General features: G+C 47.4%; 21 protein-coding genes. 7 read left to right on the forward strand and 14 right to left on the reverse strand.

What is annotated here, in order from left to right:
• Nucleotides 1–21: 21 nt before the first annotated feature.
• The 5 genes from hfq to AADH33_RS07635 form a co-directional block, all read right to left on the reverse strand.
• Entirely contained in the window at nt 22–516 is a 495-nt protein-coding gene (gene hfq, locus AADH33_RS07615; protein WP_348548483.1) for an RNA chaperone Hfq, read from the reverse strand.
• Nucleotides 517–869: 353 nt separating this feature from the next.
• A complete protein-coding gene (miaA, locus tag AADH33_RS07620) occupies nt 870–2,021 on the reverse strand; it encodes a tRNA (adenosine(37)-N6)-dimethylallyltransferase MiaA (protein WP_348548484.1) in 1,152 nt (383 codons plus the stop codon).
• A 172-nt stretch (nt 2,022–2,193) separates the two neighbouring features.
• Entirely contained in the window at nt 2,194–4,080 is a 1,887-nt protein-coding gene (gene mutL, locus AADH33_RS07625; protein WP_348548485.1) for a DNA mismatch repair endonuclease MutL, read from the reverse strand.
• Nucleotides 4,081–4,125: 45 nt separating this feature from the next.
• On the reverse strand, nt 4,126–4,656 hold the full coding sequence (gene tsaE, locus AADH33_RS07630) for a tRNA (adenosine(37)-N6)-threonylcarbamoyltransferase complex ATPase subunit type 1 TsaE (protein ID WP_348548486.1): 531 nt from the start codon (nt 4,654–4,656) through the stop codon (nt 4,126–4,128).
• Nucleotides 4,646–5,260 (reverse strand): 6-pyruvoyl trahydropterin synthase family protein, encoded by a 615-nt coding sequence (locus tag AADH33_RS07635; RefSeq protein ID WP_334222027.1) that lies wholly within the window; start codon nt 5,258–5,260, stop codon nt 4,646–4,648. The genes tsaE and AADH33_RS07635 overlap by 11 nt, the downstream gene beginning before the upstream one ends.
• A 272-nt stretch (nt 5,261–5,532) precedes the next feature.
• On the opposite strand from AADH33_RS07635, the gene htpX reads away from it, so the two are divergent.
• Nucleotides 5,533–6,447: a protease HtpX gene (gene htpX / locus AADH33_RS07640; protein WP_348548487.1), complete on the forward strand. Its 915-nt coding sequence runs from the start codon at nt 5,533–5,535 to the stop codon at nt 6,445–6,447.
• A gap of 125 nt (nt 6,448–6,572) precedes the next feature.
• On the opposite strand, the gene AADH33_RS07645 is transcribed toward htpX, so the two are convergent.
• Together AADH33_RS07645 and nspC are read right to left on the reverse strand one after the other, a co-directional pair.
• A complete protein-coding gene (locus AADH33_RS07645) occupies nt 6,573–7,844 on the reverse strand; it encodes a saccharopine dehydrogenase family protein (protein WP_348548488.1) in 1,272 nt (423 codons plus the stop codon).
• A 282-nt stretch (nt 7,845–8,126) separates the two neighbouring features.
• A complete protein-coding gene (gene nspC, locus AADH33_RS07650; RefSeq protein ID WP_348548489.1) occupies nt 8,127–9,344 on the reverse strand; it encodes a carboxynorspermidine decarboxylase in 1,218 nt (405 codons plus the stop codon).
• A 90-nt stretch (nt 9,345–9,434) separates the two neighbouring features.
• Between nspC and AADH33_RS07655 the strand changes: the two genes are divergently transcribed.
• Nucleotides 9,435–10,100: a DUF924 family protein gene (locus AADH33_RS07655; protein WP_207969242.1), complete on the forward strand. Its 666-nt coding sequence runs from the start codon at nt 9,435–9,437 to the stop codon at nt 10,098–10,100.
• Nucleotides 10,101–10,395: 295 nt separating this feature from the next.
• On the opposite strand, the gene AADH33_RS07660 is transcribed toward AADH33_RS07655, so the two are convergent.
• Together AADH33_RS07660 and lpxB are read right to left on the reverse strand one after the other, a co-directional pair.
• Nucleotides 10,396–11,244, reverse strand: coding sequence for a ribonuclease HII (locus AADH33_RS07660; RefSeq protein ID WP_348548490.1), 849 nt, complete (start codon nt 11,242–11,244; stop codon nt 10,396–10,398).
• 126 nt (nt 11,245–11,370) lie between these two features.
• Complete coding sequence (gene lpxB / locus AADH33_RS07665) at nt 11,371–12,702, reverse strand: lipid-A-disaccharide synthase (protein ID WP_348548491.1); 1,332 nt, start codon at nt 12,700–12,702, stop codon at nt 11,371–11,373.
• Between the two features lie 326 nt (nt 12,703–13,028).
• Here lpxB and AADH33_RS07670 point away from each other — a divergent pair, with 326 nt between their 5' ends.
• The gene (locus AADH33_RS07670; RefSeq protein ID WP_100749718.1) at nt 13,029–14,111 is read left to right on the forward strand and encodes a 3-deoxy-7-phosphoheptulonate synthase; all 1,083 of its coding nucleotides are present in this window, start codon (nt 13,029–13,031) and stop codon (nt 14,109–14,111) included.
• Nucleotides 14,112–14,401: 290 nt separating this feature from the next.
• On the opposite strand, the gene pepN is transcribed toward AADH33_RS07670, so the two are convergent.
• Complete coding sequence (gene pepN, locus AADH33_RS07675; RefSeq protein ID WP_348548492.1) at nt 14,402–17,044, reverse strand: aminopeptidase N; 2,643 nt, start codon at nt 17,042–17,044, stop codon at nt 14,402–14,404.
• Between the two features lie 511 nt (nt 17,045–17,555).
• On the opposite strand from pepN, the gene AADH33_RS07680 reads away from it, so the two are divergent.
• The 3 genes from AADH33_RS07680 to AADH33_RS07690 all read left to right on the forward strand — a co-directional run bounded on the left by AADH33_RS07680 (nt 17,556) and on the right by AADH33_RS07690 (nt 19,828).
• Nucleotides 17,556–18,221 carry a DUF6231 family protein gene (locus tag AADH33_RS07680; RefSeq protein WP_348548493.1) on the forward strand — a complete coding sequence of 222 codons (666 nt, stop codon included), beginning with the start codon at nt 17,556–17,558 and terminating at the stop codon, nt 18,219–18,221.
• 204 nt (nt 18,222–18,425) lie between these two features.
• Nucleotides 18,426–18,944, forward strand: a complete 519-nt coding sequence (gene pal, locus AADH33_RS07685; protein WP_348548494.1) for a peptidoglycan-associated lipoprotein Pal — start codon at nt 18,426–18,428, stop codon at nt 18,942–18,944.
• 116 nt (nt 18,945–19,060) lie between these two features.
• Nucleotides 19,061–19,828, forward strand: coding sequence for a 4'-phosphopantetheinyl transferase family protein (locus AADH33_RS07690; protein WP_348548495.1), 768 nt, complete (start codon nt 19,061–19,063; stop codon nt 19,826–19,828).
• Between the two features lie 143 nt (nt 19,829–19,971).
• Here the strand turns inward: AADH33_RS07690 and AADH33_RS07695 are convergent, their stop codons facing one another.
• Nucleotides 19,972–20,880 (reverse strand): hypothetical protein, encoded by a 909-nt coding sequence (locus AADH33_RS07695; protein ID WP_348548496.1) that lies wholly within the window; start codon nt 20,878–20,880, stop codon nt 19,972–19,974.
• Nucleotides 20,881–21,475: 595 nt separating this feature from the next.
• Between AADH33_RS07695 and AADH33_RS07700 the strand changes: the two genes are divergently transcribed.
• On the forward strand, nt 21,476–22,234 hold the full coding sequence (locus AADH33_RS07700) for an IclR family transcriptional regulator (RefSeq protein WP_105245544.1): 759 nt from the start codon (nt 21,476–21,478) through the stop codon (nt 22,232–22,234).
• 152 nt (nt 22,235–22,386) lie between these two features.
• Here the strand turns inward: AADH33_RS07700 and mmsB are convergent, their stop codons facing one another.
• The 3 genes from mmsB to AADH33_RS07715 all read right to left on the reverse strand — a co-directional run bounded on the left by mmsB (nt 22,387) and on the right by AADH33_RS07715 (nt 25,536).
• On the reverse strand, nt 22,387–23,340 hold the full coding sequence (gene mmsB, locus AADH33_RS07705) for a 3-hydroxyisobutyrate dehydrogenase (protein ID WP_348548497.1): 954 nt from the start codon (nt 23,338–23,340) through the stop codon (nt 22,387–22,389).
• Nucleotides 23,341–23,432: 92 nt separating this feature from the next.
• Nucleotides 23,433–24,692 carry an enoyl-CoA hydratase/isomerase family protein gene (locus tag AADH33_RS07710; protein WP_348548498.1) on the reverse strand — a complete coding sequence of 420 codons (1,260 nt, stop codon included), beginning with the start codon at nt 24,690–24,692 and terminating at the stop codon, nt 23,433–23,435.
• Between the two features lie 61 nt (nt 24,693–24,753).
• Complete coding sequence (locus AADH33_RS07715; RefSeq protein WP_348548499.1) at nt 24,754–25,536, reverse strand: enoyl-CoA hydratase; 783 nt, start codon at nt 25,534–25,536, stop codon at nt 24,754–24,756.
• Nucleotides 25,537–25,564 lie beyond the last annotated feature (28 nt).

Genomic DNA, 25,564 nt, shown 5'->3' on the forward strand with positions numbered 1-25,564 from the left:
GTTTATCCTGTACTAAGTCGCCTAGCCGTTATCGTCGTGCGACCCTTCGTCTGCGGGCGATTCAAAGCCGCGGTCTTGACCAAATCCACCGCGCTCAAACCCACGATCTTGACCAAAGCTACCACGCTCAAACCCGCGGTCTTGGCCTTGACCAAAGCCGCCACGGTTAAAACCGCTACGACTCGAAGCAAACCCACGCTCTTCAAAACCGCCGACACCCGCAGGGTTGCCGCCTCGTTCAAACCCGCCGCCTTGATAACCCGTTGGACTAACGCCTTGTGTTTGACTACCCGTGCCAGTAGTGCTGCTACGTGGGTTGCGTGCTGGCACTACTGTCGAGATGGCATGCTTGTAAACCATCTGGCTGACTGTGTTTTTGAGCAGTACCACGTATTGATCAAACGATTCGATTTGACCTTGCAGCTTGATACCATTAACCAAAAAGATAGAGACAGGAATGCGATCTTTGCGCAGCGAATTCAAGAACGGATCTTGTAAAGTTTGTCCTTTTGACATGAAGTCTCTCCTAAATATTATATAATTATGTTTTGAGCGCCAATTATTTTAAGTGTGGCTTTCATTATAATGGCTGAAGATAGATACAATGATACGCTTTCATCAAACGCATCCAAATAAACACGCATGCTATGTGAGTCATTCTACTTTATCGCGAATACATCTTTATTGTAAATAATTAAGTAACCACTTGTTTCACAAAGACTTTCTATAAACAAAGGTCAGTCAATATCCATAAAAACCGCAATAATTAGGCAATTCCCACTAGTTTACTAGGTTTAAATTATAACAGTTATCTACATTATATTTTGAAACTAATTGTCATTATTTTTTACATATTGATAAAACATGCGTTAATACAAGTAATCTCTGACGTGGGCCATGGTATCAAATGTCTGTAGCGTGATTGGATGAACGGCTTGTCGATCGTTAGGATGGGCAAGCGAGTGCGCGTCATTGACTTGCGTATCAGACAGGGTAGGCATTTTCGTGAGCTTACGTAGCCATGTGTATTGACGCTTTGCCAGCTGCCGAGTGGCGTATAATGCCTTATTTTGCATTTGCTGACAAGCAAGCCGCGCACGCTCACTGGTAGAGACGGCCGCTTGATCTTGCGATGACGAGGTTAAAAAAGCATCATAAAATAGCGCTTTGTCCAAGTGGCTGTGCTCAAAGACTGGGTGGTCAATCTGGACGAGATACTCTAGCACTTGCCGATAGCCAACGCAGCGCATCGAGGGCATATTAGGCGTTAACGAATGACGCTCAAGCAGGCCTAGGACTTCAGCAACCAGCCCTTCTTGCCACATGATATCCAAGCGCTGCTCGATGCGCTGATGTAACCACGAGCGATCTGGCATGACGGCCAGCGCATGCCATTGTTGGTCTTTATTGTGCGCGAGGGCTTGTTTGGGCTGCTGCTGCCAGTCACTGATCGCTGTATCCGTTTGCAGATACACCTCGACCGCGCGAGTAATACGCTGCGTGTCAGTGGCATTGAGACGCCGGTGACTGATCGGATCCACCTTTTCCAAATAGCCATACAGCGCGTCGATACCGTCTTCTTGCCGCCACTGCTCTACGCGCAGGCGTACTGCCTCATCACTATCCGGCACAGGTGAGAGCCCATCTAGCAGCGCCATGTAATACATCATGGTACCACCGACCAGTAGTGGGATTTTGCCGTTTTGATGACAATCTTCAATCAGCCGCGCCACATCACTGACAAACTCCGCGACGCTATAGCTTTGCACAGGGTCGATAATATCGACCAAATGATGCGGATAACGCGCCAGCTCCTCTGTTGTGGGCTTGGCGGTTCCGATATTCATCTCACGATATATCAGCGCTGAGTCCACTGAGATTAGCTCATAGCGTCCTGTGTCATATAGTTCATACGCTAGCGCTGTCTTGCCACTGGCGGTAGGCGCCATCAAACACACCACGCTGTTGTCCGCCAAATTGGGATTTAGGCGATAAGACGAGCTATCAGAGGAAAGTTGCATAAAACGACCTTTATAAATGATTTTTATATAAATTGTGAGCCAACGCCACACTAATTGCTTTATACATGCTAAAGCACAATGGCTGATTGCAGGGTATATGATAATTATTGTAGGGTTTTTATGATAAGGCTGATGAGTGGTTGGCTATAGAAGACGAGTACTGGTGATATGGTTATGATATTGACGGCGCGGCGGCTGATAGCATCCATGCGATTAATCGACTGCCCGCTACCGAATAAATGGCATGGTTACTTAGCAAAGCCTGTAAGTCAGCCTTGAATGCCAACGCATCTGGCATCGACATCTGCTGCCCTATCTCGCTTAGTTGCTGATTGATATCAGTGGCAATGCAAGCTTGATCTGTATCAGTACTATCCGTCCACCTATTGGGCGCAAACAGCAAGCTAAGCTGCGACTGCCATACGGTGGCACTGACAATCGAGCATTGACCTTGATGATAAAACAGCAACCACGGCAATGTATCTTTACCTATAAATGTATCTATATTTGTAGCAGCAGAGTCCATGAGAGGCTCGATACTATGCAAGCTGTCCAAATGGATGACCTCTAAACAGACGAGGTCTAAATAAAACGTCTTTAACCCATACTCTGTAGAGACCACCTGCGGTGCGGCATCCCTTGACTCACCCAGCGTCTTAGTCAACGTCTTAGTCGAGGCTTTGCCTGCTGGCGCCGCTGTTGCCGTGCTATCTGGGTTTTTGGATAGCTCATAGGGCTGCTGGTATTCACTGACTCGTCTGCTGGACTGCCGATACTGCAGCCGTGATGAGCTATCGTGATGATCATTGGTGGCTACTGCAGATGACAGCCAACGCTTAGCATCTGACCTATTGTCTGAGTGGCTATTGGTAGCATTGTAATTTGCTAATCGCTTATCTTTTTTGTGAATAGGCTCATCTGGCAGCTGGGCCGGCATAATGGGCTTTAGCTTAGCACGAACCGCATGATTGAGATGCGCCATGATGTTATTTAAAGGACTGATCTTAATACGCTGTTTGGTCGGGTGTACATTGATATTGAGCCACTCGGCTGGCAACTCAAAATATAGCGCATAACCCAGACCCGCCAGCCGCGCGCTTTGGGCCAATTGACGCAGCTGATTGCTGATAATCGGCTCTTTGACCAAACGGCCATTGACGTAGAGCAGCTTTGGCATACTCTGTGCCGACGCCACTTGTGTCTCGACACTGGGCCAAAGCCAGCCATGGACACGGGCTCTATCACCCCACCCCATCCCAGCATCAGACACTAAAGACTGCTGTAGTAGACCCGACAGATCAAGCATAATCTCAAGCGCATTGGTCGTTAAAGCAACTCCCAATGCTTGCTCCAGCCGTGATAGCGATAAGGGGTTTGGACTGTTTTGATGGGCATTAGCACCGCAGTTGGTCGCCCAAGAGGTCGTCGGGCTGGATGAGAGTAATAGTCGTTTTTTATTATCGTGAAACAGACTCAGTGCTACGTCTGCGCGGGCCAAAGCCACATCACGAACAATCGCCTCAATATGACCAAACTCCGTGGCAATAGATTTAAGATTGCTGCGCCGAGCCGGAACATTAAAGTACAAATCCTTGACCGTAATCGTCGTCCCACGATGATGCACCACGGGCGTGAGCGTCGGTACATCAGCCAGCACGCCTGCAACCTGTAACTGACGGCCGACGCCACTATCGTCAGGGCTACTGGTCAAGGTTAAGCGAGAAACCGCCGCCGTCGCGGCCAATGCTTCCCCGCGAAACCCCAACGTCGTAATCCCTTGTAGATTGGCCACATCTGCAATCTTACTGGTCGCATGACGGGTAATCGCCATCACCATATCATCAGGATGAATGCCAGTACCGTTATCTATCACCTCGATCATGCCCATGCCGCCTTGGGTCACCCGTATCTCAATATCACTTGCGCCAGCATCAATGGCGTTTTCTAGCAACTCCTTTACCACGGCAGCCGGGCGCGTCACCACTTCACCTGCAGCCAATTGATTGACCAGCAGCGGTGGTAGTTTTTTGATACGGGTCTGAGAAGGAGTCTCTGGCATTGAAAAGGTATCGTTATAGCGTTAAAAAAGCAAAGTAGACAAAAGCTAAATATGTAAAGCAGACAGATCTATGCCTTGCGCCTGCCCTACTCTGGATAGACGCAGCTCAACATGCCGATGCTCTGTGTCGTTATCACGGTCATCGCTGGTGGCTTGCGTGATGTCGATAAATACGCTGGGCGGCGGCAAGTAGCTGTCTGCTCGGCTGGCCCATTCTATAATAACCAGCGCGTTTGGCTCATCTAGATACTCATCAAAGCCGATAAAAGACAGCTCTTCTGGGTCTTGTAGCCTATAAAGATCGGCGTGATAGACCGGTTTTATTGAGCCATCGCTTTGTGCGATCGCATACGGCTCTACCAATGTATAAGTCGGGCTTTTGACTGCTCCTGCATGACCAAGCGCTTGTAACCAGTAGCGGGTCAAGGTCGTCTTGCCCGCGCCCAAATCACCTGCCAGCCACACACTACCACTTAGCGATAGCGCTGCTAACTGCGCCGCCAAACGCCGGGTGTCATATTCTGTACGTAGCGTCAACGTTTTGGTATTTTTGGCTGCTTTTGTATTACTCGACATCACGATTACCTGCCTGTACTTGCATGGTGACTGAAGGATTGGTAAAGCGCTCACCGCGGATAAGCTTGGCATAAAGCTCAGGATCATGCCATTCGCTTCGTACTTGCTCACTAAACTCAAAGTCCTCTAAAACAAGCTTACCCATTTGCGCGTTTGCCACATCATCAGCGAAGCACTGAGCGTAACCTGTGGCTGTTTCGTGGGCTATCACTGAGTACACACTGACGTCTGCCTCGCCGTTTTGCATTTGCGTCTGCGCTAGGATTTCTTGCGCCCAAAAAAATATCACACGCGAAAACTGCTCAGCTGAGGGTGATACTGGCAAACTGATCCAGCGCGCGCTGAATTTTTTGCAAGCAGCGATATACTCAGGATCGTCTTTGTTCCAAAAACAAATGGCATGATCAAAACTGTCAATAATGTCTTTGATCGAGGATTTTAATAAACCAAAATCATAGACCATCTGCCCGTGATCTAAACGCGTGGCCTCAAGTATCAGCTCAATCTGATAGCTATGACCATGAATAGAGTGCTTGCAACGCTCTGAGCTGCAGTTACGCACAATATGAGCGTTTTCAAATTTAAACAGTTTACGAATACGCATGATAATCAACCAAAAAAGTAAGCATCTTCATGCCAACTATGAATACTATAAATCGTTTGCCGTGAAGTCGTTTGCCGTGCTGACTTATCAGCCTGTGGCCCATTATAGCAAATCAAGATGACTCCGTAAGTAAGCACTGACGAATACATGCATTATTGCCTGCCATATTATATTTAGCAGGTTATAATTGTCTGCTGTTTGTTTTAGCTGTTATCGCAGTCGCAGGGTCGCGCCTAAGACTGTGGTCGAATTTTTATGAGGAAGTTAGCGTCATGATGCGTATTGGATTGTTTTTATTAACCAACTTAGCGGTGATCGTAGTATTTAGCATCGTGTTTGGGATTTTGTCCCGATTTTTTGGGGTTGGTGGCGTACATAGCGCAGGCGGGATAAACTATGCCAGCCTAGCCATTATGTGCGGTGTCTACGGCATGGTCGGGTCGATGGTATCGCTATTTATCTCCAAATGGATGGCAAAAAAATCAACGGGAACGGTGGTCATTGAGGCACCAAGCAATGCCACTGAGCAATGGCTGATAGATACGGTCGCCAAACAAGCGCGCGCGGTCAATATCGATATGCCTGAAGTGGGTATTTTTAACAACTCGCAGCCCAATGCGTTTGCCACAGGCTGGAATAAAAACAAAGCGCTGGTTGCCGTCTCATCGGGTCTACTCCAGAATATGACTGCAGATGAAATAGAAGCGGTATTGGCGCATGAGATTGGTCATGTGGCCAATGGCGACATGGTCACACTTGCACTCATTCAAGGGGTAGTGAACGCCTTTGTGATGTTCTTTGCGCGTATTATCGGTAATTTCGTCGATCGTACTGTGTTTAAAAACGAAGGCGAAGGCCCTGGTATTGGCTACTTTGTCACCAGTATCGTGATGGATATCTTGCTAGGATTTTTGGCATCCGCCATCGTTATGTGGTTCTCACGCCTACGCGAATTTCGTGCTGATGAGATGGGTGCCAAGCTTGCCAGCCGTGACAAGATGATCAGCGCACTAGATGCCCTGCGTCCTGCTGAGCAGCGTCCAGACCAGATGCCTGAGAGCATGAAAGCCTTTGCTATCTCGTCTGGGCAGTCTACAGGCTTTAGTATAGCTAACCTTTTCCGCTCACACCCAACACTGGATGATCGTATCGCGGCGCTGAGAAAGTACAACCCTAGTGAAGCGTAAGCCATTGCTCTAAAACGACAGATAATAGTAGACATCAGTATCAGCGCTGCCATTATCTTGTAAAACCAAGCATAAAAAAAGCCTATCTACAAAAGATAGGCTCTTTTATGACATAAACTTACTGACTAAATATCAAACTCTAATGCTCTATCACCATTGGCGTCTTGAATACGGGTTGGCAAGCCAATCTTATTGAGTAGATTGATAAAGGGCTTAGCATCCAGCTCTTCGACATTGACCATCTGACCGGCGTCCCATTCGCCAGTGGCGACCAGTATCGCAGCAGCGACAGGTGGCACGCCTGCGGTATAAGAGATACCTTGGCTACCAACTTCATTGTAGGCGTCTTTATGGTCTGAGACATTATAAATAAATACCTCAGTATCGACGCCATTTATCTGGCCCTTGACCTTGTCACCAATGCAAGTCTTGCCGGTATAGTTCGGAGCCAGCGAGCTTGGGTCTGGTAGTACCGCTTTGACCACCTTTAGCGGAATAACTTCTTGCCCTTCGGCGGTCATCACCGGCTGCTCAGACAATAGACCTAGGTTTTGGAGCACGGTAAAGACATTAATATAGTGCTCGCCAAAGCCCATCCAAAAACGAATATTTGGCACATCTAGGTTGGCTGATAAAGAATGAATCTCGTCATGCCCACTTAAGTAGCTGTTTTGCTCGCCAACGACTGGCAAATCGTCGGTACGCTTGACTTCAAACATCTTATTCGACTGCCAGCGGCTGTCCTGCCAAGAGTACACCGTACCGGTAAACTCACGGAAATTAATCTCAGGGTCGAAGTTGGTGGCAAAGTACTTACCGTGACTGCCAGCATTGATATCGATAATATCGATATCCGTCACTGAACCTTTATCCATCATGTCATAGCCCAGACGCGCGTAGGCATTGACCATACCTGGATCAAACCCTGCACCCAAGATTGCCGTGACATTATTGTCAGCGCAGCGCTGCTTGCGTTTCCATTCGTAGTTGTCATACCATGGCGGCGTTTCACAAATCTTACGCGGATCTTCATGGATAGCGGTGTCAATATAAGCCGCACCCGTCTCAATACAAGCTTCTAACACCGTCATATTGATAAATGCCGAGCCGACATTGATTAGAATTTGAATCCCTGTATCGTTGATAAGATCGATAACAGCTTGACTATCCATGGCATCGACTTGATGGGTATGCAAGACTGCCGCTTGCTTAAAGCTGCCTTTGTCCTCGACGCTTTTAGCGATAGCATCACACTTATCTTTGGTACGTGAAGCAATGTGAATCTCGCCCAGTACATCGTTGTGCATCGCACATTTATGCGCGACCACTTGCGCGACACCGCCTGCGCCAATGATGAGTACGTTTTTTTTACTAGCTTTGGTTTGATTTGTGTTCAATGAACAATCCTCCTTTGTGTCCCTGTCGATACCATCGATACTGGCTATGCAAAACAGAAACGAGTGAATGATATGCGTGAATTAAAAAGGAAGACCGAGGAAAACCCACGCACCCGTCGAACAAAGCACCCTTTTTGTAGGCGTTTTATTCGACGCGATTATAACAATTTTTATTCGGTTGTCGATAAAAATAATGTAGAAAAAACCAATGAATTTAAAGTTTGAACCTTTACCCTCAAGTCTTTGTTTTTGATAACTTAACCTTAAAAACGAAGCCTGCTACTACGACAAGCTGGCTTTGTAATCTTGATAATCAAATTCGCGCTGCACATCAATACTGCCATCTAGACGTCGAATCACAATCGCTGGCATATTAACACCATTAAACCAGTTTTTCTTAACCATGGTATAGCCTGCCGCATTACCAAACGCAACGGTGTCGCCTACTTGCAGCTCATGCGCCAAAGCATACTCGCCAAAGATATCGCCAGCCAAGCAAGAGCGTCCGTAGATAATAGTATTGTCAGCAGCGTCTTGTTGTACTTGTTCGACAGGCAGCACCTCCACTGAGTCTGCATTGACAGAAGTGATTGGCGCAGACTCACGATATATCAGCAAATCCAGCATATGCGCCTCGATAGAAGCATCGACGACGGCGAGGTTTTTGTCATTGTGCATGGTGTCCAGCACTGTTGTGACCAGCGTGCCGGCGCCATGAATACTGGCCTCACCTGGCTCAAGATAGACTTGTACGCCGTATTTTTCACTAAAGCCTTTTAGTCTGTCGGCTAATTTTTCTAGTGGATAACTAGGTGCGATAAAGTGAATACCGCCGCCGAGGCTCACCCACTCAAGCTGCGCTAAAATATCACCAAACCTGTCTTCGATATCAGCCAAGCTTGCGCTAAACGCCTCAAAGCTGTCGTTTTCACAGTTGTTATGAATCATGACCCCTGTGATATCACCAAGCACTGCGGCAATCTTATCTTTGTCATGCTCACCAAGACGGCTAAAAGGACGGGCAGGATCAGCGATGATAAACGACGAGTTACTGGTCTTTGGGTTGAGACGTAGCCCGACTGGAATGTCCTGTGCATGCGCTTTATCTTTGAAGGCATGCAGCTGCGAGATGGAGTTAAAGATAATCTTGTCCGCGTAGCTTAATACTTCATCGATTTCATCCGCGCTATAGGCGACACTATAGGCATGGGTTTCTTTTTTATCACTGTTATTGGCATCGCTGTTGTTACCAAAAGTCTCATAGCCCAAACGCACTTCATTGAGCGAAGACGAGGTCGTACCATGCAAATAAGGCTGCATCACATCAAACACGCCCCACGTGGCAAAACACTTGAGCGCAAGCAAAGCCTTGGCACCAGATAACTCACACAGACGTGCGATAATCTGCATATTGGCAACGATTGCCGTTTCATCGAGCAAATAATAAGGCGTAGGTAGAGAGGATAGATCAGAGGTTATTACAGTGTTTTCAACATTCATAAGTGGTTACCTAATCGCTGCGGTTGGCATCATGACAGATATAAATAATTGCGCTATAGTAGACTAAATTCACTATAATTAGAATATCTTATGTCATTATCAACCGATTATTCCAGCGCGGCGAGCCAAGCCAATTTATCTCAGCTTGAACCAAAAAATATCAATTTAGCGCATCTTGATGCCGATGCGCGGGCGGTTTTAGATTTTTGGTTTGATAAAGACAATGAGGCGTATTGGTTTGAAAAAAACGATGCCTTTGATCAAAAAATAAGAGAAAAATTTGGTAAGATTTGGCAAGCTGCCAAACAAGGTGAATGTGTCACTTGGCGTATCGCCAACGCCGCAGCAGATAGTAACAGCTCCATCACTGCTCTAGCAGGACGCTTGGCTGAGATTATTGTACTCGATCAGTTTTCGCGCAATCTGTGCCGCGGGCAAGCCAATGCCTTTGCACAAGATGGCATGGCACTGATATTGGCGCAAGAAGCCATTCAACAACCACATTTCGACACCCTACCCGCGCAGTGGCGCAAATTTATGATTATGCCATTTATGCACTCTGAATCTTTGATGATTCATGAGCGCTACTTGCTGCTCTTTGAGCAGTTAGATGACGCGATGACACTCGACTTTGAGCACCGTCATAAAGATATTATCGAGCAGTTTGGCCGCTATCCGCACCGTAACGACATATTGGACCGAGAGTCGACAGCGGCAGAAGAAGCCTTTTTAGAACAACCAAACTCATCGTTCTAAGAGGCGTTCGACAAAGCATGTCCTAGTAGTTCACTTCACCTGTGGTAAAACTAAATGACTGCTGCTGTAAGGTCTTACTGCTGGCTTTGCTCTTGCCGACGTGCAATCTCACAGCTTTTTAAATCATCGGTCATTGGTAATGATAAAAATAAAAAAGCATACCTCGTCAAATAAGTTCATTAAAGCTTACGAAACGTAGATTAATTACCTTAGAGTCGCCTAAAAAATACTCTCTGTCAGTACCATGGTTGAATGTGCAACACGCCCTAACGATAACGAGCATAGTCGGCGTTTATCATTCGCTCTCCAGCGCCCTTCTTATAGGGGCAAAACTGCGCCTATGCTCTGGTAACACACCAAGCGTCGCAACGGCTGCCATATGAGCGCGCGTTGGATAGCCTTTGTGTTTGGCGATGCCATACTCAGGATACTGCGCATCTAATTCATACATGGCCTTATCACGGCTCACCTTTGCCAATATACTGGCCGCGGCGATACTGGTATGACGCCCATCGCCCTTGACCCATGCTTGACAGTCGAGCATAGCGGGCGCTATACCTGCCTTGGCAAGCTTACTAACGTTTAAATCAGGACAGCGGTTGCCATCGATTAGCACTTCGATAAAGCGATGACCGACAGTCGTTAAATGAGCGGCAACTGCTTGTAGCAGCTCCTCGGTACACAAACGCATACCGAGCATCGTCGCCTGCAAAATATTGATTTGGTCGATGACGGCGGCAGGTATCTCCGCGATGATATACCCGACCGCATACTGCTGCACCAAGGGATAAAGCCTGTCACGCTTTTTTTCACTCAACTGCTTGGAGTCGGTCAATACAGACAGCGGGGTATCCTTTAGCGGCTGCGCTTCTATGAGCCCCGACCACGCGGCAGGTAATAGCGCCGCGGCGACATTGACAGAGCCTAGCAAAGGGCCGCGGCCAGCTTCATCGACACCTATTTGTAGTGGCAAGGCCGCGTCCTTTGTCGTCTGCCCATATTGGCTTTGTAGCTCCGATGCATATAGTTGACCAGACAAATGGATGGGCGCTGCTAGTTGAATATACTGCCCTTTGATATCGACTTGCTCAATACGTACATCAATCGGTATCAAAGGCTGGGCACTACTAGATGGGTTACTCATAACACTGTTATATCTTTTTTTAAGGGGTGAAAGTTGGACTTGGTGACATTGTCTTTAGCATTGTTCTTAGTATGGTTTTTAGCACTTTGTCATAACAGTGCTGCCATATGGCACAGATGATATGTGTTATTGCTGGTGGTTTTGCTTATACCATTGCTCGATGACGCTGTTTGCCGGCTCATGGTTACTTTGCTGCTGTAATAGCTGTTTGGTGGTAAGCAGATCGCTCATTTGCTCGGCATAGGCGCGTGGCTGTAATAAACGCATCACCGTACGGCAGATATTGTCCCCACTCGCCTGCTCTTGTATCAGTTCAGGCACTATCGCGGTATCTGCTAGGATATTGGGCAACGCCACATAAGGCACTTTTACCAGACGCTTGGCGATCTGATAGGTCAGCTGATTTAACTGATAAATCACCACCATCGGTCGCTCAAGCAGCATCGCCTCTAGTGTCGCGGTGCCTGAGGCTAGCATCACCACATCGGCTGCTGCCATCGCTTGCTGACTAAAGGTTGGCTGACTATCATCGTAGACCACTACGATAGCGGCGCGCAGCTGTTCTGAGCGTTTATCGATGACATCTTGCACGATATATTGATGGTTTTGATCCACAGTAGGGATGATAAAACACAGTTTTGGGTCCAATAATATCAATTTTTGAATACCATCAAGCATCAAAGGCAATATGGCGGTAATCTCCCCGCGCCGTGATCCTGGCATCACGCAAATGAGCTGACTGACTTCATCAAAACGATCAATAAAAAACTGCTGCAAGCCATCATTATGCCAGACCAGCTCACTGCGGCGCTGATTGATAGGTGTCGCGAGTAGCCCTTGATCTATGGTGCGTAACAGCGGATGACCGACACAGACTGCTGGGTGGTTATGACGCTCATAGACTGGCAGCTCAAACGGAAACAAGCACAGCACCAAATCGGTGGCTGCTTTGATATTATGAATACGCGACTCACGCCATGCCCAAATAGAGGGGCTGACATACTGAACACAAAACACCCCTTTAGACTTTAGTTTTTTTGCGACCCGCAGATTAAAATCAGGCGCATCGATACCAATAAACCAGTCAATAGCAGCGTCTTGAAACGCTGCTAATAACTCACGGCGTGCCTTTAGTAAATCTGGCAATTGTGCCATCACCTCGACCAGACCCATCACAGCCAATCGCTCTAATGCAAAGATGCTTTGTAATCCTTGTGCTTGCATCTTGGCGCCGCCGACCCCGACCCAAACAATATCATCGCGCAGATTGTTCATCTGCTGCATAAAGTCGGCACCCAAGCTATCACCTGACACCTCGCCTGCGACGATACCGATGACCAGTGGACCCGCGTTTGACTCAGGTACCAAAAGCTCAGCCGTGCTGTGACTTTTAAGCGTCTGTACCGCTGCGTCTGGCGTCACATCAAGGGAGTGGTTAAGGGTAGCAAAATCTGTCATGACAAGCTCTCGATATGAAGATGATAAAGGTACGATAAAAACAATTATAAAATATAACACATGTCAGTGGCCATAAGGCCTGATAACGCTAATAACGATGCTCATTGACGCTGCCATCATACGTGACGACGGCCAAAATAGCTAAATTGACTCACAAAAACCACGCGCCGCCTGTTTTTATATCCAACGCAGGCGTCACAATGATAACTGGATTTTGGCTTCCTCATTCCAGTTATCAGTTAATTAACTGTATGACTGCCCTTGTCAACCAGCGCTTTTGTCCGCATAATGAATATCCCTATAAATCAGCTAGACGATATATAACCATGACAACACCAGTTACCCATAATGCAGATATTGACGACGTGAATATTGAAAAATTCATTCCTTTGATCACTCCCGCTGAGCTAAAAGCTGAGCTGCCTTTGTCAGACAAAGCTTATAATACCGTCCTAAAAGGCCGCAACACTATCCAAGATATCTTGGACGGTAAAGACAAGCGCTTGTTTGTGGTCATCGGCCCCTGCTCTATTCACGATATTAAAGCCGCTCACGAATACGCCGATCGTTTGGCGGTATTGGCAAAAGAGATCGAAGATAGCATATTTGTGGTAATGCGTGTCTATTTTGAAAAACCCCGTACGACGGTGGGCTGGAAAGGCATGATCAACGACCCTGACATGAATGACAGCTTTGATATCGAAAAAGGCTTGCGTACGGCGCGTAAGCTTTTGTTAGATCTCAACGAAAAAGGCTTGCCGTGTGCCACCGAGGCCTTGGACCCAAATACGCCGCAATACATGCAGGATTTGATCAGCTGGTCAGCCATTGGTGCGCGTACCACTGAAAGCCAGACGCACCGTGAGATGAGCTCAGGTTTGTCTTGTCCAGTGGGCTTCAAAAACGGCACCGACGGCGGAATGACAGTCGCGGTCAACGCCATGCAAGCGGTCAAAGAAGGCCATAGTTTCTTAGGTCTATCAGCAGATGGCAAAGTCTCTATCATCAAATCAAAAGGCAACCCTTACGCTCACGTGGTATTGCGCGGTGGTAATGGCAAACCAAACTATGATGAAACGGCGGTAGCACAAGCCGAAAACGCACTGGCCAAAGGCAAAACCAATGGCAAAATCATGATTGACTCAAGCCATGCCAACTCAGGTAAAGACCCATATCTACAACCAATGGTCATCACGAACGTCGCCGAACAAATCCAAAACGGCAACAAATCCATCATCGGTATGATGATCGAAAGTCACCTTAAGGGCGGCAATCAAAAGCTGACGGCTGACTTAAGCCAGCTTGAGTATGGCAAATCTATCACCGACGGCTGCTTGGATTGGGACAGTACGGTCACAGCTCTATACAAGCTGCGTGATATGGTCAAAGACGTCTTGCCAAATCGCTAACTCTCAATGCAAAGAGCTATCGTCTAGCTAGCACGCCCAGCACTGATACTGTGATACGCTAAAAAAAGCCCGCCCGATACGCATATCGGACGGGCTTTTTATGGCTGTCTTTATTTAACTTTTTTTAATCTGATGATTCTTATCTATAGTCAGTTGAAAATAAAACTGTTATATAAATTTAAACGCGCTACTGGTATAAATTTTACTTGCGTGCTGCGTTCCCAGAGGCTGCGCAAAATTCATCCCAGTAGCGCTATGCGCTTTTTAGAGTGCATCGACTATATCCTATCCTACTCGCCTGTAGACCCAAGCACACTCTCTAAACTCTCAAGCACATGCTTAGACGATACCTGCTTTTGTAAATCAAGCAGCTGCTCATGCGCCATCTGACGGCGCGGCTCAGCCAAAGTGTTCCAGCGCGCCAGCACTTGTAATAAGCGCGATGCCAATACTGGATTGGCAGTATCCAATTTTTTGATGACACCGGTATAGATATCCAGTCCATCAGCTGTCCATAGTACGGTAGGCTGCGAGGCAAAGGCACCGACGACCGAGCGGACACGGTTGGGCGTATTCCAATCAAAGTCCTTATGGGTAAGCAGTGCAGTAATGGCGTCAGGGTCGACCGTATCGGCAGATGCCTGCACACTAAACCACAAGTCAATGACCAAATCATTGTCTTGGAAGCGCTCATAAAAATCTGCTAGATAGTCATCAGCTTTTGCCAGTTGATGATTGACCATGACCTTTAACGCGCCAAAACGCTCTGTCATACAGCTGGCATTATCATACTGCCGCTGTGCCCATTCAGCAGCCCCAGCAACGTTGGCGGTCACCGCCATATCGAGCACCACATTACGCAGCGCACGTCTGCCGCGAGCATCGGCACTGTCTTGATACGCCTGTATGGGTAGCTGCTTATAAAGCTCTGCCCACTCATCTTTTAATGCCAAAGCCAGCTGTTGATATAAACCTTCACGCTGCGCTTTGATCGCTTCTGGGTCATAGTCCTGCGGTATGGCAGATGCCAGCTCCTGCGCCGATGGAATATCCAGTAAGCGTGCCGCCAGCATCGCATCCTCGGCGGCAAGCGTTGGCAATGTCTGCGCCAGTGCATGCAGATAAATATCTGGGCTACTTTTCTCGCCTTTGTTTTGTAGCAAGATACGATTGACCAGCATCTGCGTCACTTGCCAGCGGTTAAAACCATTGGTCTCGTGCTCAAGTAAAAACGCCAAATCAGCGTCTTGATAAGCATAATTGAGCTGTACAGGGGCACTAAAGTCACGTAATAGCGATACCACAGGCTCGCTGGTCACATTTTCAAAGACGAAGGCTTGTGTTTCTTGATCGAGTAGTAACATACGCTCGGCGACGATATTGCCAGTATTTCGCTCAAACAGTGCCGTCGCTACAGGTATCGGTAAGGGCTTTGGCGCATCAAAACCTGCGACCTGACGGGTTTTTTGACTCAACGTTATGGTCAAGGTCTGCGTGTCGCCGTCATAGTCTTGATGACCTGTCACCACAGGCGTGCCAGGCTGACGATACCAGTCGATAAATTCCTCAATCTTACTATCGGTAATACTGAGCGCAGATAAAAAATCTTCCACCGTCACCGCTTGCCCATCATAACGGCGAAAATACTCATCTGTCCCTTTTCGGAAGTTGACTGGCCCTAGCGTATTGGCAATCATACGCACGATTTCCGCGCCTTTCTCATAGACAGTCGTCGTATAAAAATTATTGATCTCAACAAAACTCTCAGGACGCACAGGATGCGCAAGCGGCCCTGCATCTTCGGCAAACTGATGCGCGCGCAAGGTGGCCACATCATCGATACGCTGTACCGCGCTTGATTGCTGATCGGCAGAAAACGACTGATCACGGTACACCGTAAGGCCTTCTTTTAGGCATAGCTGAAACCAATCACGGCAGGTAATGCGGTTGCCCGTCCAGTTATGAAAATACTCATGAGCAATGATAGATTTGACACTAAAGCTGCGCGCATCTGTGGTTGTCTCAGGACTAGATAGCACGCAAGCGGTATTAAAGATATTTAAACCTTTGTTTTCCATCGCGCCCATATTAAATTGACTGACAGCGACGATCATATAACGGTCTAAATCATAAGCGCGGCCATAGTTGACCTCGTCCCAGCGCATGGCGTCTTTTAGCGCCTGCATACCGACATCGCACTTATCGATATCGGCAGACTTGGCATAAAGCTCAAGCGTCACCTCGCGCCCTTCACTGGTGGTATATGAATCGGTCAAGACATCCAAATCAGCGATGACGCAAGCAAACAAATAGCTTGGCTTGTTGGTCGGGTCATGCCAGATGGCATAATGGCGGTCTGGTGTACCACTGACGTCGCCCGCCTCTACCAAATTACCATTGGCCAGCAGCGTTGGATAACGCTTATCCGCCTCCAAGCGCGTGGTAAATACCGCCAGCACATCAGGGCGATCTGGATAAAAAGTGATCTTACGAAACCCCTCAGGCTCGCACTGAGTGACAAACATGGTATCGTCGCCACTGCCCGCCATATATAGCCCCTCAAGCGCTGTGTTGGTCTGCGGGCAGATACGCACTTGTATCTCTAAAGTAACGTCATCAGGGGCATCTGCTATCGTCAGCTTGCCTGCTCTATGTTGATAGCGCTCGGAGGGCAATGACTCGCCGTTCATCGTAAGCGCCAGTAGCGCCAAATCCTCACCAAATAGCACAAGATCTCCTGCACTTTGGCGCACCATCTGTAGCGTGCTAGCTACCTGCGCGTGGTCTTCATATAGCTTGATATCCAAATCGACCGTTTCGACAGCAAAGCTTGGTTTTTGATAGTCTTTTAGATTGATTTTGCTGGGTGCTTGTGGTGGCACATCAGGCATTTCAGGATCGATAATTTGGGCATCTGTTTCAGCAGTAGACATGGGGATTCCTATTGTTATTTATAAAAAGTACGTGTGATCAAAATTCCTAGCGCTTCCTAGGGCGTGTCTTTATTTCAAAAATGGTGATAAAAATGAGATAAATTGCGGTCAAACAAGGAAAATAGCGCCGTTAATATCGGGATATTGACCAGCTGTTTGACGATTTTTGGCAAAATTTGGCCATTTTTAGCCCATTTAGATAACTATCGAGTGAATTGAAGGCACGCCCTAACCTTAACACCTAAAAGCACTGTGTTAGATTTGATGAGGTTTAGCTGTTTATTTTTTTAGCTACATTGGCCTAAATCACCAAATTTCAAGAGCAACTCCCTAGATTGTGACGCTGATAATCCGCGGCTGATAGTCAAATTTAAATAAATCAGTCAGATAGCTGGCTTTGGTAAAAACAGTAAGTTTGGTCGTTTTAAGGCTCAATTTTTCATTGGATAATGAATACCAAAATGATTTAATAAAGACACTGACGATTACCATTTGAGAAACGGCCTATCATATGACAAAGCAATCCGCTCGTCGCGCAGAGGTGACGCTACCTTTATTAATAGCGTATATCGATGCGCTATTGCCCACTTTAACACAGGCAACTAATACGCAGACAAACACTCAATCAGACAGCAAAAGCACCAAAAATATTGAGGATAAGCCCGGTCTGCTGTGGGTAACCGAAGACAAAAACACGCTAGCGTTATTACATACAGCGCTTACCAACCATGCTGATTTTCAAGCCGGCGATACCACACAGCCAGCTGACAAACTTGCCTCATCGACCCTACTGGCGCTCAACCAACAGCCAGTACCTGAGCGGTATGAGCTAGTGTGTTTTTGGCTGCCGGCGCTATCAGCAGAGCAGCTACAGCAGTATATCCCATTACTCATGCGCTATCGCGACCTGTATGCCGCCCATCTACTCATCGCCCTTGAGCACAATATCGACTTACAACCCTATGGATTTACCCCGTTTGATATATTACAGACCTCTACCTTGACAGGGGATACCGACCTATCAGGTGCCGATATGACCCAGATGCCTGCCGCCGCCCATGCTCTTGGGTCAGCGACACTGTGGCAATTTAATCTGTATGACTATAAGCAGCTGCCTAACTGGCTCAATGCCGACTATTGGGCAAACCCTGAAAACTGGGGCAAGCACCGCTGGTAGTTTGTCTTTCTACCTCGATATCAGAGCATTTGTCAAAACAGCTGTATATAACAAAACGAGCATATCTGATTGTAAATTCTCGAGTTATTTACAGTAATACTACTTACATAAAGTAACACTGAATATATGATAAATGGTAATTGCCTGAGTTTTATCGAAGCAGTTTACAACAACAACGTTAATTAAAAATTTTAGGAGCTCACCATGTCAATTCGTTTTTCTAAGCTTGCAGTTCTCGCTGTATTGTCAAGCGCTGTCGCAATCACTACAGGCTGTGCGACCAAACGCGCCACCTCTGAAGTTGTGGTTGCCCCACTAGGTATCCCAGGCGGTCAGACGGGCTATAATGGTGCCGTCATCGTAGACAACGCTAGTACCGTCGTCACTGGCGCAGACAACCTACAAGCCGTCGTTTACTTTGCCTTCGATAGTAGCGAAATCACCGCACAAGCGGCCAATGTCCTCAATCAACACGCAAGCTTGCTACGCTCAAACCCAACCGCTGGCGTAGTAATTGCTGGTCATACCGATGAGCGTGGTAGCCGCGAGTATAACATGGCGCTAGGCGAGCGCCGCGCCCAAGCAGCGCGTGACTATCTGGCCGCCCAAGGTGTCGCGGTCAACAATATCCGTATCATCAGCTACGGTGAAGAGCGCCCTGCCGCCGCTGGCACCACCGAGGCCGCCTATGCGCAAAACCGCCGCGCGGAGCTGTCTTATTAAGACAAACCCCATACGCTCGTATTACCAATCGTCAGCGTAATACTAAAAAGGCCCAGCAATATCACGTTGCTGGGCTTTATACTTCCTACTCCTACATAAAACCTGCGGCTACACCTATGCCCTTATACTTAACACAAACTCATATTGTGAGACTTGGGCCTACGACATGGTGTGCCACCGCCCGTGTCAACGCCCTTGCCCATAAGCATATCAATAAGCCGCCTTATCTAAGCCGATACGCCCTAAACACCCATATAGATGATACACAGCAGTGGCAGTATTGCCGTGCGCCTGCAGACATATCAGCACCTGATCGGGCGCAGCAGCAGCGCCAACTACAGCGGCAAGGCGTACGGCTGTTGTTACAACAGCTACTCACCAAGCTACAGATAGACGATACTTTAGATGAGTCAGCCTTTCCTTATCAGCTTGCTCGTAGCAAATACTACGTATGCTTTAGCCATACAGGCGCAAAAAATACAGACGATACTGATAATAGCAGCACTCAACCAACGAGCTGTCTAGACAATCAGGTGGCCGTCATTATCAGCCGGCATCGTCCTGCTGGCATCGATATAGAAGCAAATGAGGTAGCTTGGCAGGTGGTTCGGCGCTTTTATGCTGATAAAGAAAAGGCGGTATTGCAACGGCTACCTGCATGGCAGCGTGATGCGATAGCAAAGCAGCTATGGCAAATAAAAGAAAGCTATATCAAGGTATATCAATACACCCTCGCGCAAGGGCTGGGTATCGACTACGCTTATCTGATAGGGGATTTGATAGACAGCGTGATAGACGACCATCATCTGATGACTGTGATGGATAAAAAAACAGGGTACCGTATCGTCATCATTCCTAGGCAACATATTGTACTGGTGTTTTGATGAGGATCTATGGCTAACTTCTAAAGCGCTCTCAATTGCGAGGCATCTTACTACTTGTTACTACTCAGCGCACAAAAAAAACGACCCTAATAAATAGGATCGTTTTTTATTTATCTAATAACAGCCAGTAGACTGTGATTAAATTAGAAGCGGTAAGTTGCACCAACTTTTACGATTGGCATCCACTCTAAGTAGTCTTTATCTTCTAGTTCATTTTCAGCCAAACGCGCAACATCTTCAGCAGTTTGTGTAGTAACAACGTTATTACCAGCACCATCTTTGATACTAACAAAGTTATTGCTCGTATTGCTTGCAGTTACGGTGGCATCAGTTTTACCCATGTATGCAGCACCGATTTCACCGAATAGACCAAAGTTATTGGTAATATTTGGGCGGAAACCAATAGTTGCATAAGGCGCTAATTTGTTACGATGCTCCATAGTACCCTGTAAAGAACCTACGTCATCTGCATCATATTCTGCGCCATTGATTTTATATACGCCGCCTTCTGGATTAGCAGTTACGTCGATATCGTTATCCGGTACGATGATACCTGCGCCCATAGTGAACCAATTGCCAGTAGGACGTAGTTGTACGCCTAGGTATGGGTTACTAAAGTCAGAGTCTACATCATAGTTTACGTCGTTTGCATCAAAGTCGCCGCCAAATAGCTCAGCAACATCACCACCTGCCCAACCGGCTTGTAGTTCAGTGTTTTCGTTCAAACCCCAAGCGATATTGGCACCATAACCTAGTGTACCAACTTCAGCACTGACAGCGGCTGGGTTGATAGCGGTTTGGAAAAAAGTCTTAGTACCACCAACGACGGCGCCAGTGGTGTTACGTACCACACCAGCATCAGCATTGTATGCATAAGCAGGTTCTGCTTCATAAGCGACCGCAACTGGCTCTGCTTCATAAGCGACCGCAACTGGCTCTGCTTCATAAGCGACAGCTGTGTTGTCATCAACAACGACAACTGGCTCAGCCGCTAGTGCAGCAGTTGAAGCCAAAACGGCAGCAGAAATTGCTGTTAGTTTAATAATTTTCATAAATACTCTCCTAAAGTGTGGAATAACTCGCCCAAAAAAAATGACAATTTAGTTCTTTTTAAATCCATCATTTTGTTGAGCAGATTAAAACAATTTTGGCTCAAAAAGTCACCCCTACAGACGCGCTTTTTATTTGCCATTATGTAAAGATTGCATAGGTATTGTAATAATTGCTACATCAACCGGCAAAACTTCAACTTTCTGTTACACAACGCTCTCAAAGTGATCCAACAGCGTAGACATGATTTTTAAGTGACTTAATACTCATGTAAGGATATTACAAAATATGTCATTATCATCGCTTACTGACGTCTCAGCTTCAATAACAGTTATATAGCTTATTACTACAGATTGTTGTGTTTTGTGAGTTGACGTATCTAAGGGTGTTTTTGGACAAAAAAATCAGTTAGGAAAATAAACGACATAAATGTTTTGTTATACCGCGACTAACGTTTGTCTAAGCATTATATTGTGCTAAATTAGAGACAGTAATAATCCAGTTACAAAGCCTCAGGTTTATGATTTTTTGTTATAATTATTAACGCGTTGCAAGCGACTGCGCTTTCTCTTTTTTTATCATTATCGAGCCATTTATATGCCTAAAGTATCGTCGATTACCCGTGTGTTAGAGATTATAGAAGCGGTGTCTTATGCTTCTAAGCCGCTCTCTCCACTTGAGCTATCGCAAGAGCTGGACATTCCAAAACCGACCATCCATCGTTTGATTCAAAATCTGGTGGATGAGGGGTTTGTCACCGTTGATATCGGCGGCGGCATCATACCTGGCAAGCGAGTACGCAATTTGAGCGTTGAGCTGTGGCAGCAGCGCCAGTTTTTTAATGAGCGGCAGATGGTTTTGCATAAGCTGGTCGAGGAGATCGAAGAGACTTGCGGGATTGCGATTCCTTATCACATGAATATGCTCTATACCAACCGCGCGCAGACCTCACTACCCTTGCAGATTTATCTGCCTGTGGGCGTCAAGTCTCCGATGTGGTGTACAGCAACGGGTAAGCTGTATCTGAGCCAGCTCTCCACCACTAGCCGTAACAAGATATTGAAAGGCTTGCCTTTGGATAAGTTTACCAAAAACACCATCACTGATATCGATGCGCTCAATCAAGAGCTGGATAAAATCGCTGAGACAGGGGTCGGTATCGACAACGAAGAGTTTATTTCGGAGATGGTGGCGGTGTCTGTGCCTGTATTAGATAAGAAGTCACGTTATCTGGCCTCTTTGTACCTGCATGCGCCGACCATACGCGTGTCGTTAGACGAGCTGATGACGCATGTGCCGCGCCTGCAGACAGCCGCTCAGGATATTCAGGCTTTGGTCTATGAGCTACAAAACTAAGCAGGATTTTATAACCAAAAGGTCTGCGCTATCACAGATAGCGCAGACCTTTTTTGCTTTGAGACGATTGTCTTTAGTAGCTTTGTGCGTTCGAGACAGATATTTCAAAGACTAAGCAATTCAAAAACTAAGCAATTCAAGAATTAGGCACTTTAAGACAACACCGAATGGTCATGACGCCCCATGATACTAGAAAAATCTTTGTCGCCATTTTCGCGCGCGTGATCGTCATAGAGCTCTGTCGCCTTGGCACCCATCGGTGTCTCGACCGCGGTATCTTTGGCCGTTTGCATGGCAAGGTTGAGGTCTTTTTGCATCAGCTTACTCATGAAGCCGCCTTTGTAGCCCTTACTCGATGGCACATTTTCTAACACCTGAGGATAAGGGTTATAAACCTCCAGCGTCCAGTTGCGCCCAGAGCTTTGTAGCATGATGTCAGACAATACTTTGGCATCGAGGCCGTTTTTTACGCCTAGATTGATGGCCTCTGCCGTCCCTGCCATCAAGATACCTAAGAGCATATTGTTACAAATTTTGGCGACTTGTCCTGCTCCATGCTCGCCTGCATGAAAGATGTTTTTGCCCATCACCGCCAGTATCGGCTCTGCTTTGGCAAATGCGTCGGCACTACCGCCAACGATGAAGGTCAAACTACCAGCGATGGCACCGCCTGTACCGCCAGAGACGGGCGCATCTAAAAAATCTATACCAAGACCAGTTGCGGCGTCTGCTACCAATCTGGCGTCAGCGGCAGCGATGGTACTACTATCGATGACCAGTGTGCCCTTGGGCAGCTCTGCTAGCAAGCCATCAGATCCATTCTCACCTAGATAGACAGAATGGACGTGCTTGCCCGCTGGCAACATACTAATCACAACATTCGTATTGCTCGCCGCCTCTTTTGGGCTGGTAGCGACGCTGGCACCTGCTTGCTGCAGGCGCTCGCATGCTTCTGCAGATAAATCATATACTGATAGCGAATAGCCTGCCTTTAATAGGTTTTCTGCCATCGGTGCGCCCATATTACCAAGACCAATAAAGGCAATCGTTGGTTTTGCCTTGGCACTCTTTGTCGTATTTTTGGTATTTGTGTCCTTCATACCCATCTCATCGCTCCTTGATGATTGATTTTTTATGTTATTGCCAGTAGCACCTGCTCGGCTACTTAGGCAGATCTGCTCTTATTTTTAGTAGGTTGTTAGTGGTTGATAATCTGGCTCCCCAAAGCCTCACCGCCCAGCCAGCCTTCCAATGGGTGCTCGCCTGCCGCATAGGGATTGGTGAAATGCTGATAAATGTATGCCTGTCCATCGGCACTGAGACAGTCTGCCAATGAACGCGACCAATTGGGGTTGCGGTCTTTATCAATCAGCAGCGCCCGTACGCCTTCTTTGAAGTCAGGATTGGCAGCGCAGTGTACAGCGACATTGGCTTCTAGGTACAAGACCTGCTCAAGCGATAGGTCTGCAACTTGATGATACAGTGCATAAGTCAACGCCACTGTCACAGGGCAGCCTGCTCGATAAGTGGCAACAGCGCGCTGCGTCCAGCTATCTTGCGCAAAGTCGGCATCTAACTTCTCCAACGCCGCGTCGCTTTGCAAGATGGCATCAATATCACCCAATCCGCCGCTATTTATTAACTGTCCAATGGCATGCCAATAGGTGGCCAATTTACTAGCAGGCAACTCAGTGACAGGCTGCGCCGCCAGTGCGCGGCTGACGATATCGTGCGCGCTGTTATGCTGGCGCTGATGACTTATGTCTGTACGGTGAGCGGCTTGCTGCCAATCGCTTTGTTTGAGACGTTGTAAGATGGCATCATAATCGCTGCTGCTCACGGCATACTCAGCTAGATTGGACAAGATGGCATCGTTGCCATTACACATCGCCCCAGTCAGGCCTAAAAACAATCCCATCTTGGCGGGTATACGCTGCAAAAACCAACTACCAGAGGCATCAGGGAACAGCCCAATGGTCACCTCAGGCATGGCAAAGCGCGTACGCTCAGTGACCACACGGTGGCTACACCCTGCCATCAGCCCCATACCGCCGCCCATGATGATGCCATCGCCCCAGAGTATCAGCGGCTTGGAATAAAAATGCATCTGCCGATAGAGACGGTACTCATGACCAAAAAACTCTGTCGCATAAGGGTTAGGTAGTGGCGCAGACTCTGACATGCTGTCATATAGCTTGCGAATATCACCACCTGCACAAAACGCCTTGTCGCCTGCGCCTTTGAGCACCAACGCCACTACCTGTTCGTCACGCTCCCACTGCTCTAATTGCGCGGCCAATAATTGACACATCTCGACACTTAGGGCATTGAGAGATTTTGGTGTGTTAAGCGTCATAATACCAATGAGATGACCACAGTCTGTCTGTTCAGTATCAAACAATACTGGCGCGGCGGGCGTAGCAGCGTTTTGATTATTGTTATCTGTTGAGGTTGTCATAAAAAGACCTACAAAAAGTAAAATGAATATTAGGGCGTTTTATCAATACGGTCTTGGGCGTTTATTTATTTTGCCAAGTTGGCTGACGTTTTTCTAAAAACGCTTGCACGCCTTCGCGCTGATCGTTGGTATCAAACAGCTTTACAAATGCTTCGCGCTCATGGATGAGGTTTTGCGCAGGCGGGTTATGTCTAGCTGCTTGGATAAGGGCTTTAGAATAACTGACGGCAACAGGAGACTGTTTGGCAGCTTTTTTTGCCAACGCTTGTGCTGCTTGTAGTCCTGCGCCTTTGTCCACGACCTCCTCAACCAAACCGATACGCAAGGCCGTCTCGGCATCGACGCGTTCACCGCACAATATCATACGCTTGGCCCAGCCTTCACCCACCAGCATCGGCAGATTTTGTGTACCACCAGCACAAGGCAATAGCCCCACACCCGTCTCTGGTAGTGCCATCTGGGCGTGTGCTTCTGCGATACGGATATCACAGGCCAGCGCGCACTCAAGCCCGCCGCCCATCGCGTAGCCGTTGATGACTGCAATACTCACGCCGCGATAAGCTGACAGGGCTTCAAACGCTTCGCCAAAAGCAATGGCCATGCTGATGGCTCGGCCTTTGTCACCGTCTGAGAAATTATTTAGGTCCGCCCCTGCTGAAAAGAATTTTTCACCATCGCCATGAATGATTAGGGCATATACCTCATCATTGGCATTAAGATCGGTCACCAACTGCTTGAGCGCGGGCAGACTATCCATCGTCCACGTATGAGCAGGTGGATTATTTAGTGTCACGGTGGCGATGTGACCATCAATAGCTAGGTTGAGATTGGTGTAATCCGTCATAAGTAATCCTTTATTTTTATCACCATTT

The organism is Psychrobacter sp. KFRI-CH2-11 (genome assembly GCF_038239325.1).
In the GTDB taxonomy this organism is placed as follows: domain Bacteria; phylum Pseudomonadota; class Gammaproteobacteria; order Pseudomonadales; family Moraxellaceae; genus Psychrobacter; species Psychrobacter celer.

Bases quoted from the DNA above. Each gene is read 5' to 3' on its own strand.
- hfq (WP_348548483.1), bottom strand. From the start codon at position 516: ATGTCAAAAGGACAAACTTTACAAGATCCGTTCTTGAATTCGCTGCGC.
- miaA (WP_348548484.1), bottom strand. From the start codon at position 2,021: ATGCAACTTTCCTCTGATAGCTCGTCTTATCGCCTAAATCCCAATTTG.
- mutL (WP_348548485.1), bottom strand. From the start codon at position 4,080: ATGCCAGAGACTCCTTCTCAGACCCGTATCAAAAAACTACCACCGCTG.
- tsaE (WP_348548486.1), bottom strand. From the start codon at position 4,656: ATGTCGAGTAATACAAAAGCAGCCAAAAATACCAAAACGTTGACGCTA.
- AADH33_RS07635 (WP_334222027.1), bottom strand. From the start codon at position 5,260: ATGCGTATTCGTAAACTGTTTAAATTTGAAAACGCTCATATTGTGCGT.
- htpX (WP_348548487.1), top strand. From the start codon at position 5,533: ATGATGCGTATTGGATTGTTTTTATTAACCAACTTAGCGGTGATCGTA.
- nspC (WP_348548489.1), bottom strand. From the start codon at position 9,344: ATGAATGTTGAAAACACTGTAATAACCTCTGATCTATCCTCTCTACCT.
- AADH33_RS07655 (WP_207969242.1), top strand. From the start codon at position 9,435: ATGTCATTATCAACCGATTATTCCAGCGCGGCGAGCCAAGCCAATTTA.
- AADH33_RS07660 (WP_348548490.1), bottom strand. From the start codon at position 11,244: ATGAGTAACCCATCTAGTAGTGCCCAGCCTTTGATACCGATTGATGTA.
- lpxB (WP_348548491.1), bottom strand. From the start codon at position 12,702: ATGACAGATTTTGCTACCCTTAACCACTCCCTTGATGTGACGCCAGAC.
- AADH33_RS07670 (WP_100749718.1), top strand. From the start codon at position 13,029: ATGACAACACCAGTTACCCATAATGCAGATATTGACGACGTGAATATT.
- pepN (WP_348548492.1), bottom strand. From the start codon at position 17,044: ATGTCTACTGCTGAAACAGATGCCCAAATTATCGATCCTGAAATGCCT.
- AADH33_RS07680 (WP_348548493.1), top strand. From the start codon at position 17,556: ATGACAAAGCAATCCGCTCGTCGCGCAGAGGTGACGCTACCTTTATTA.
- pal (WP_348548494.1), top strand. From the start codon at position 18,426: ATGTCAATTCGTTTTTCTAAGCTTGCAGTTCTCGCTGTATTGTCAAGC.
- AADH33_RS07690 (WP_348548495.1), top strand. From the start codon at position 19,061: ATGCCCTTATACTTAACACAAACTCATATTGTGAGACTTGGGCCTACG.
- AADH33_RS07695 (WP_348548496.1), bottom strand. From the start codon at position 20,880: ATGAAAATTATTAAACTAACAGCAATTTCTGCTGCCGTTTTGGCTTCA.
- AADH33_RS07700 (WP_105245544.1), top strand. From the start codon at position 21,476: ATGCCTAAAGTATCGTCGATTACCCGTGTGTTAGAGATTATAGAAGCG.
- mmsB (WP_348548497.1), bottom strand. From the start codon at position 23,340: ATGGGTATGAAGGACACAAATACCAAAAATACGACAAAGAGTGCCAAG.
- AADH33_RS07710 (WP_348548498.1), bottom strand. From the start codon at position 24,692: ATGACAACCTCAACAGATAACAATAATCAAAACGCTGCTACGCCCGCC.
- AADH33_RS07715 (WP_348548499.1), bottom strand. From the start codon at position 25,536: ATGACGGATTACACCAATCTCAACCTAGCTATTGATGGTCACATCGCC.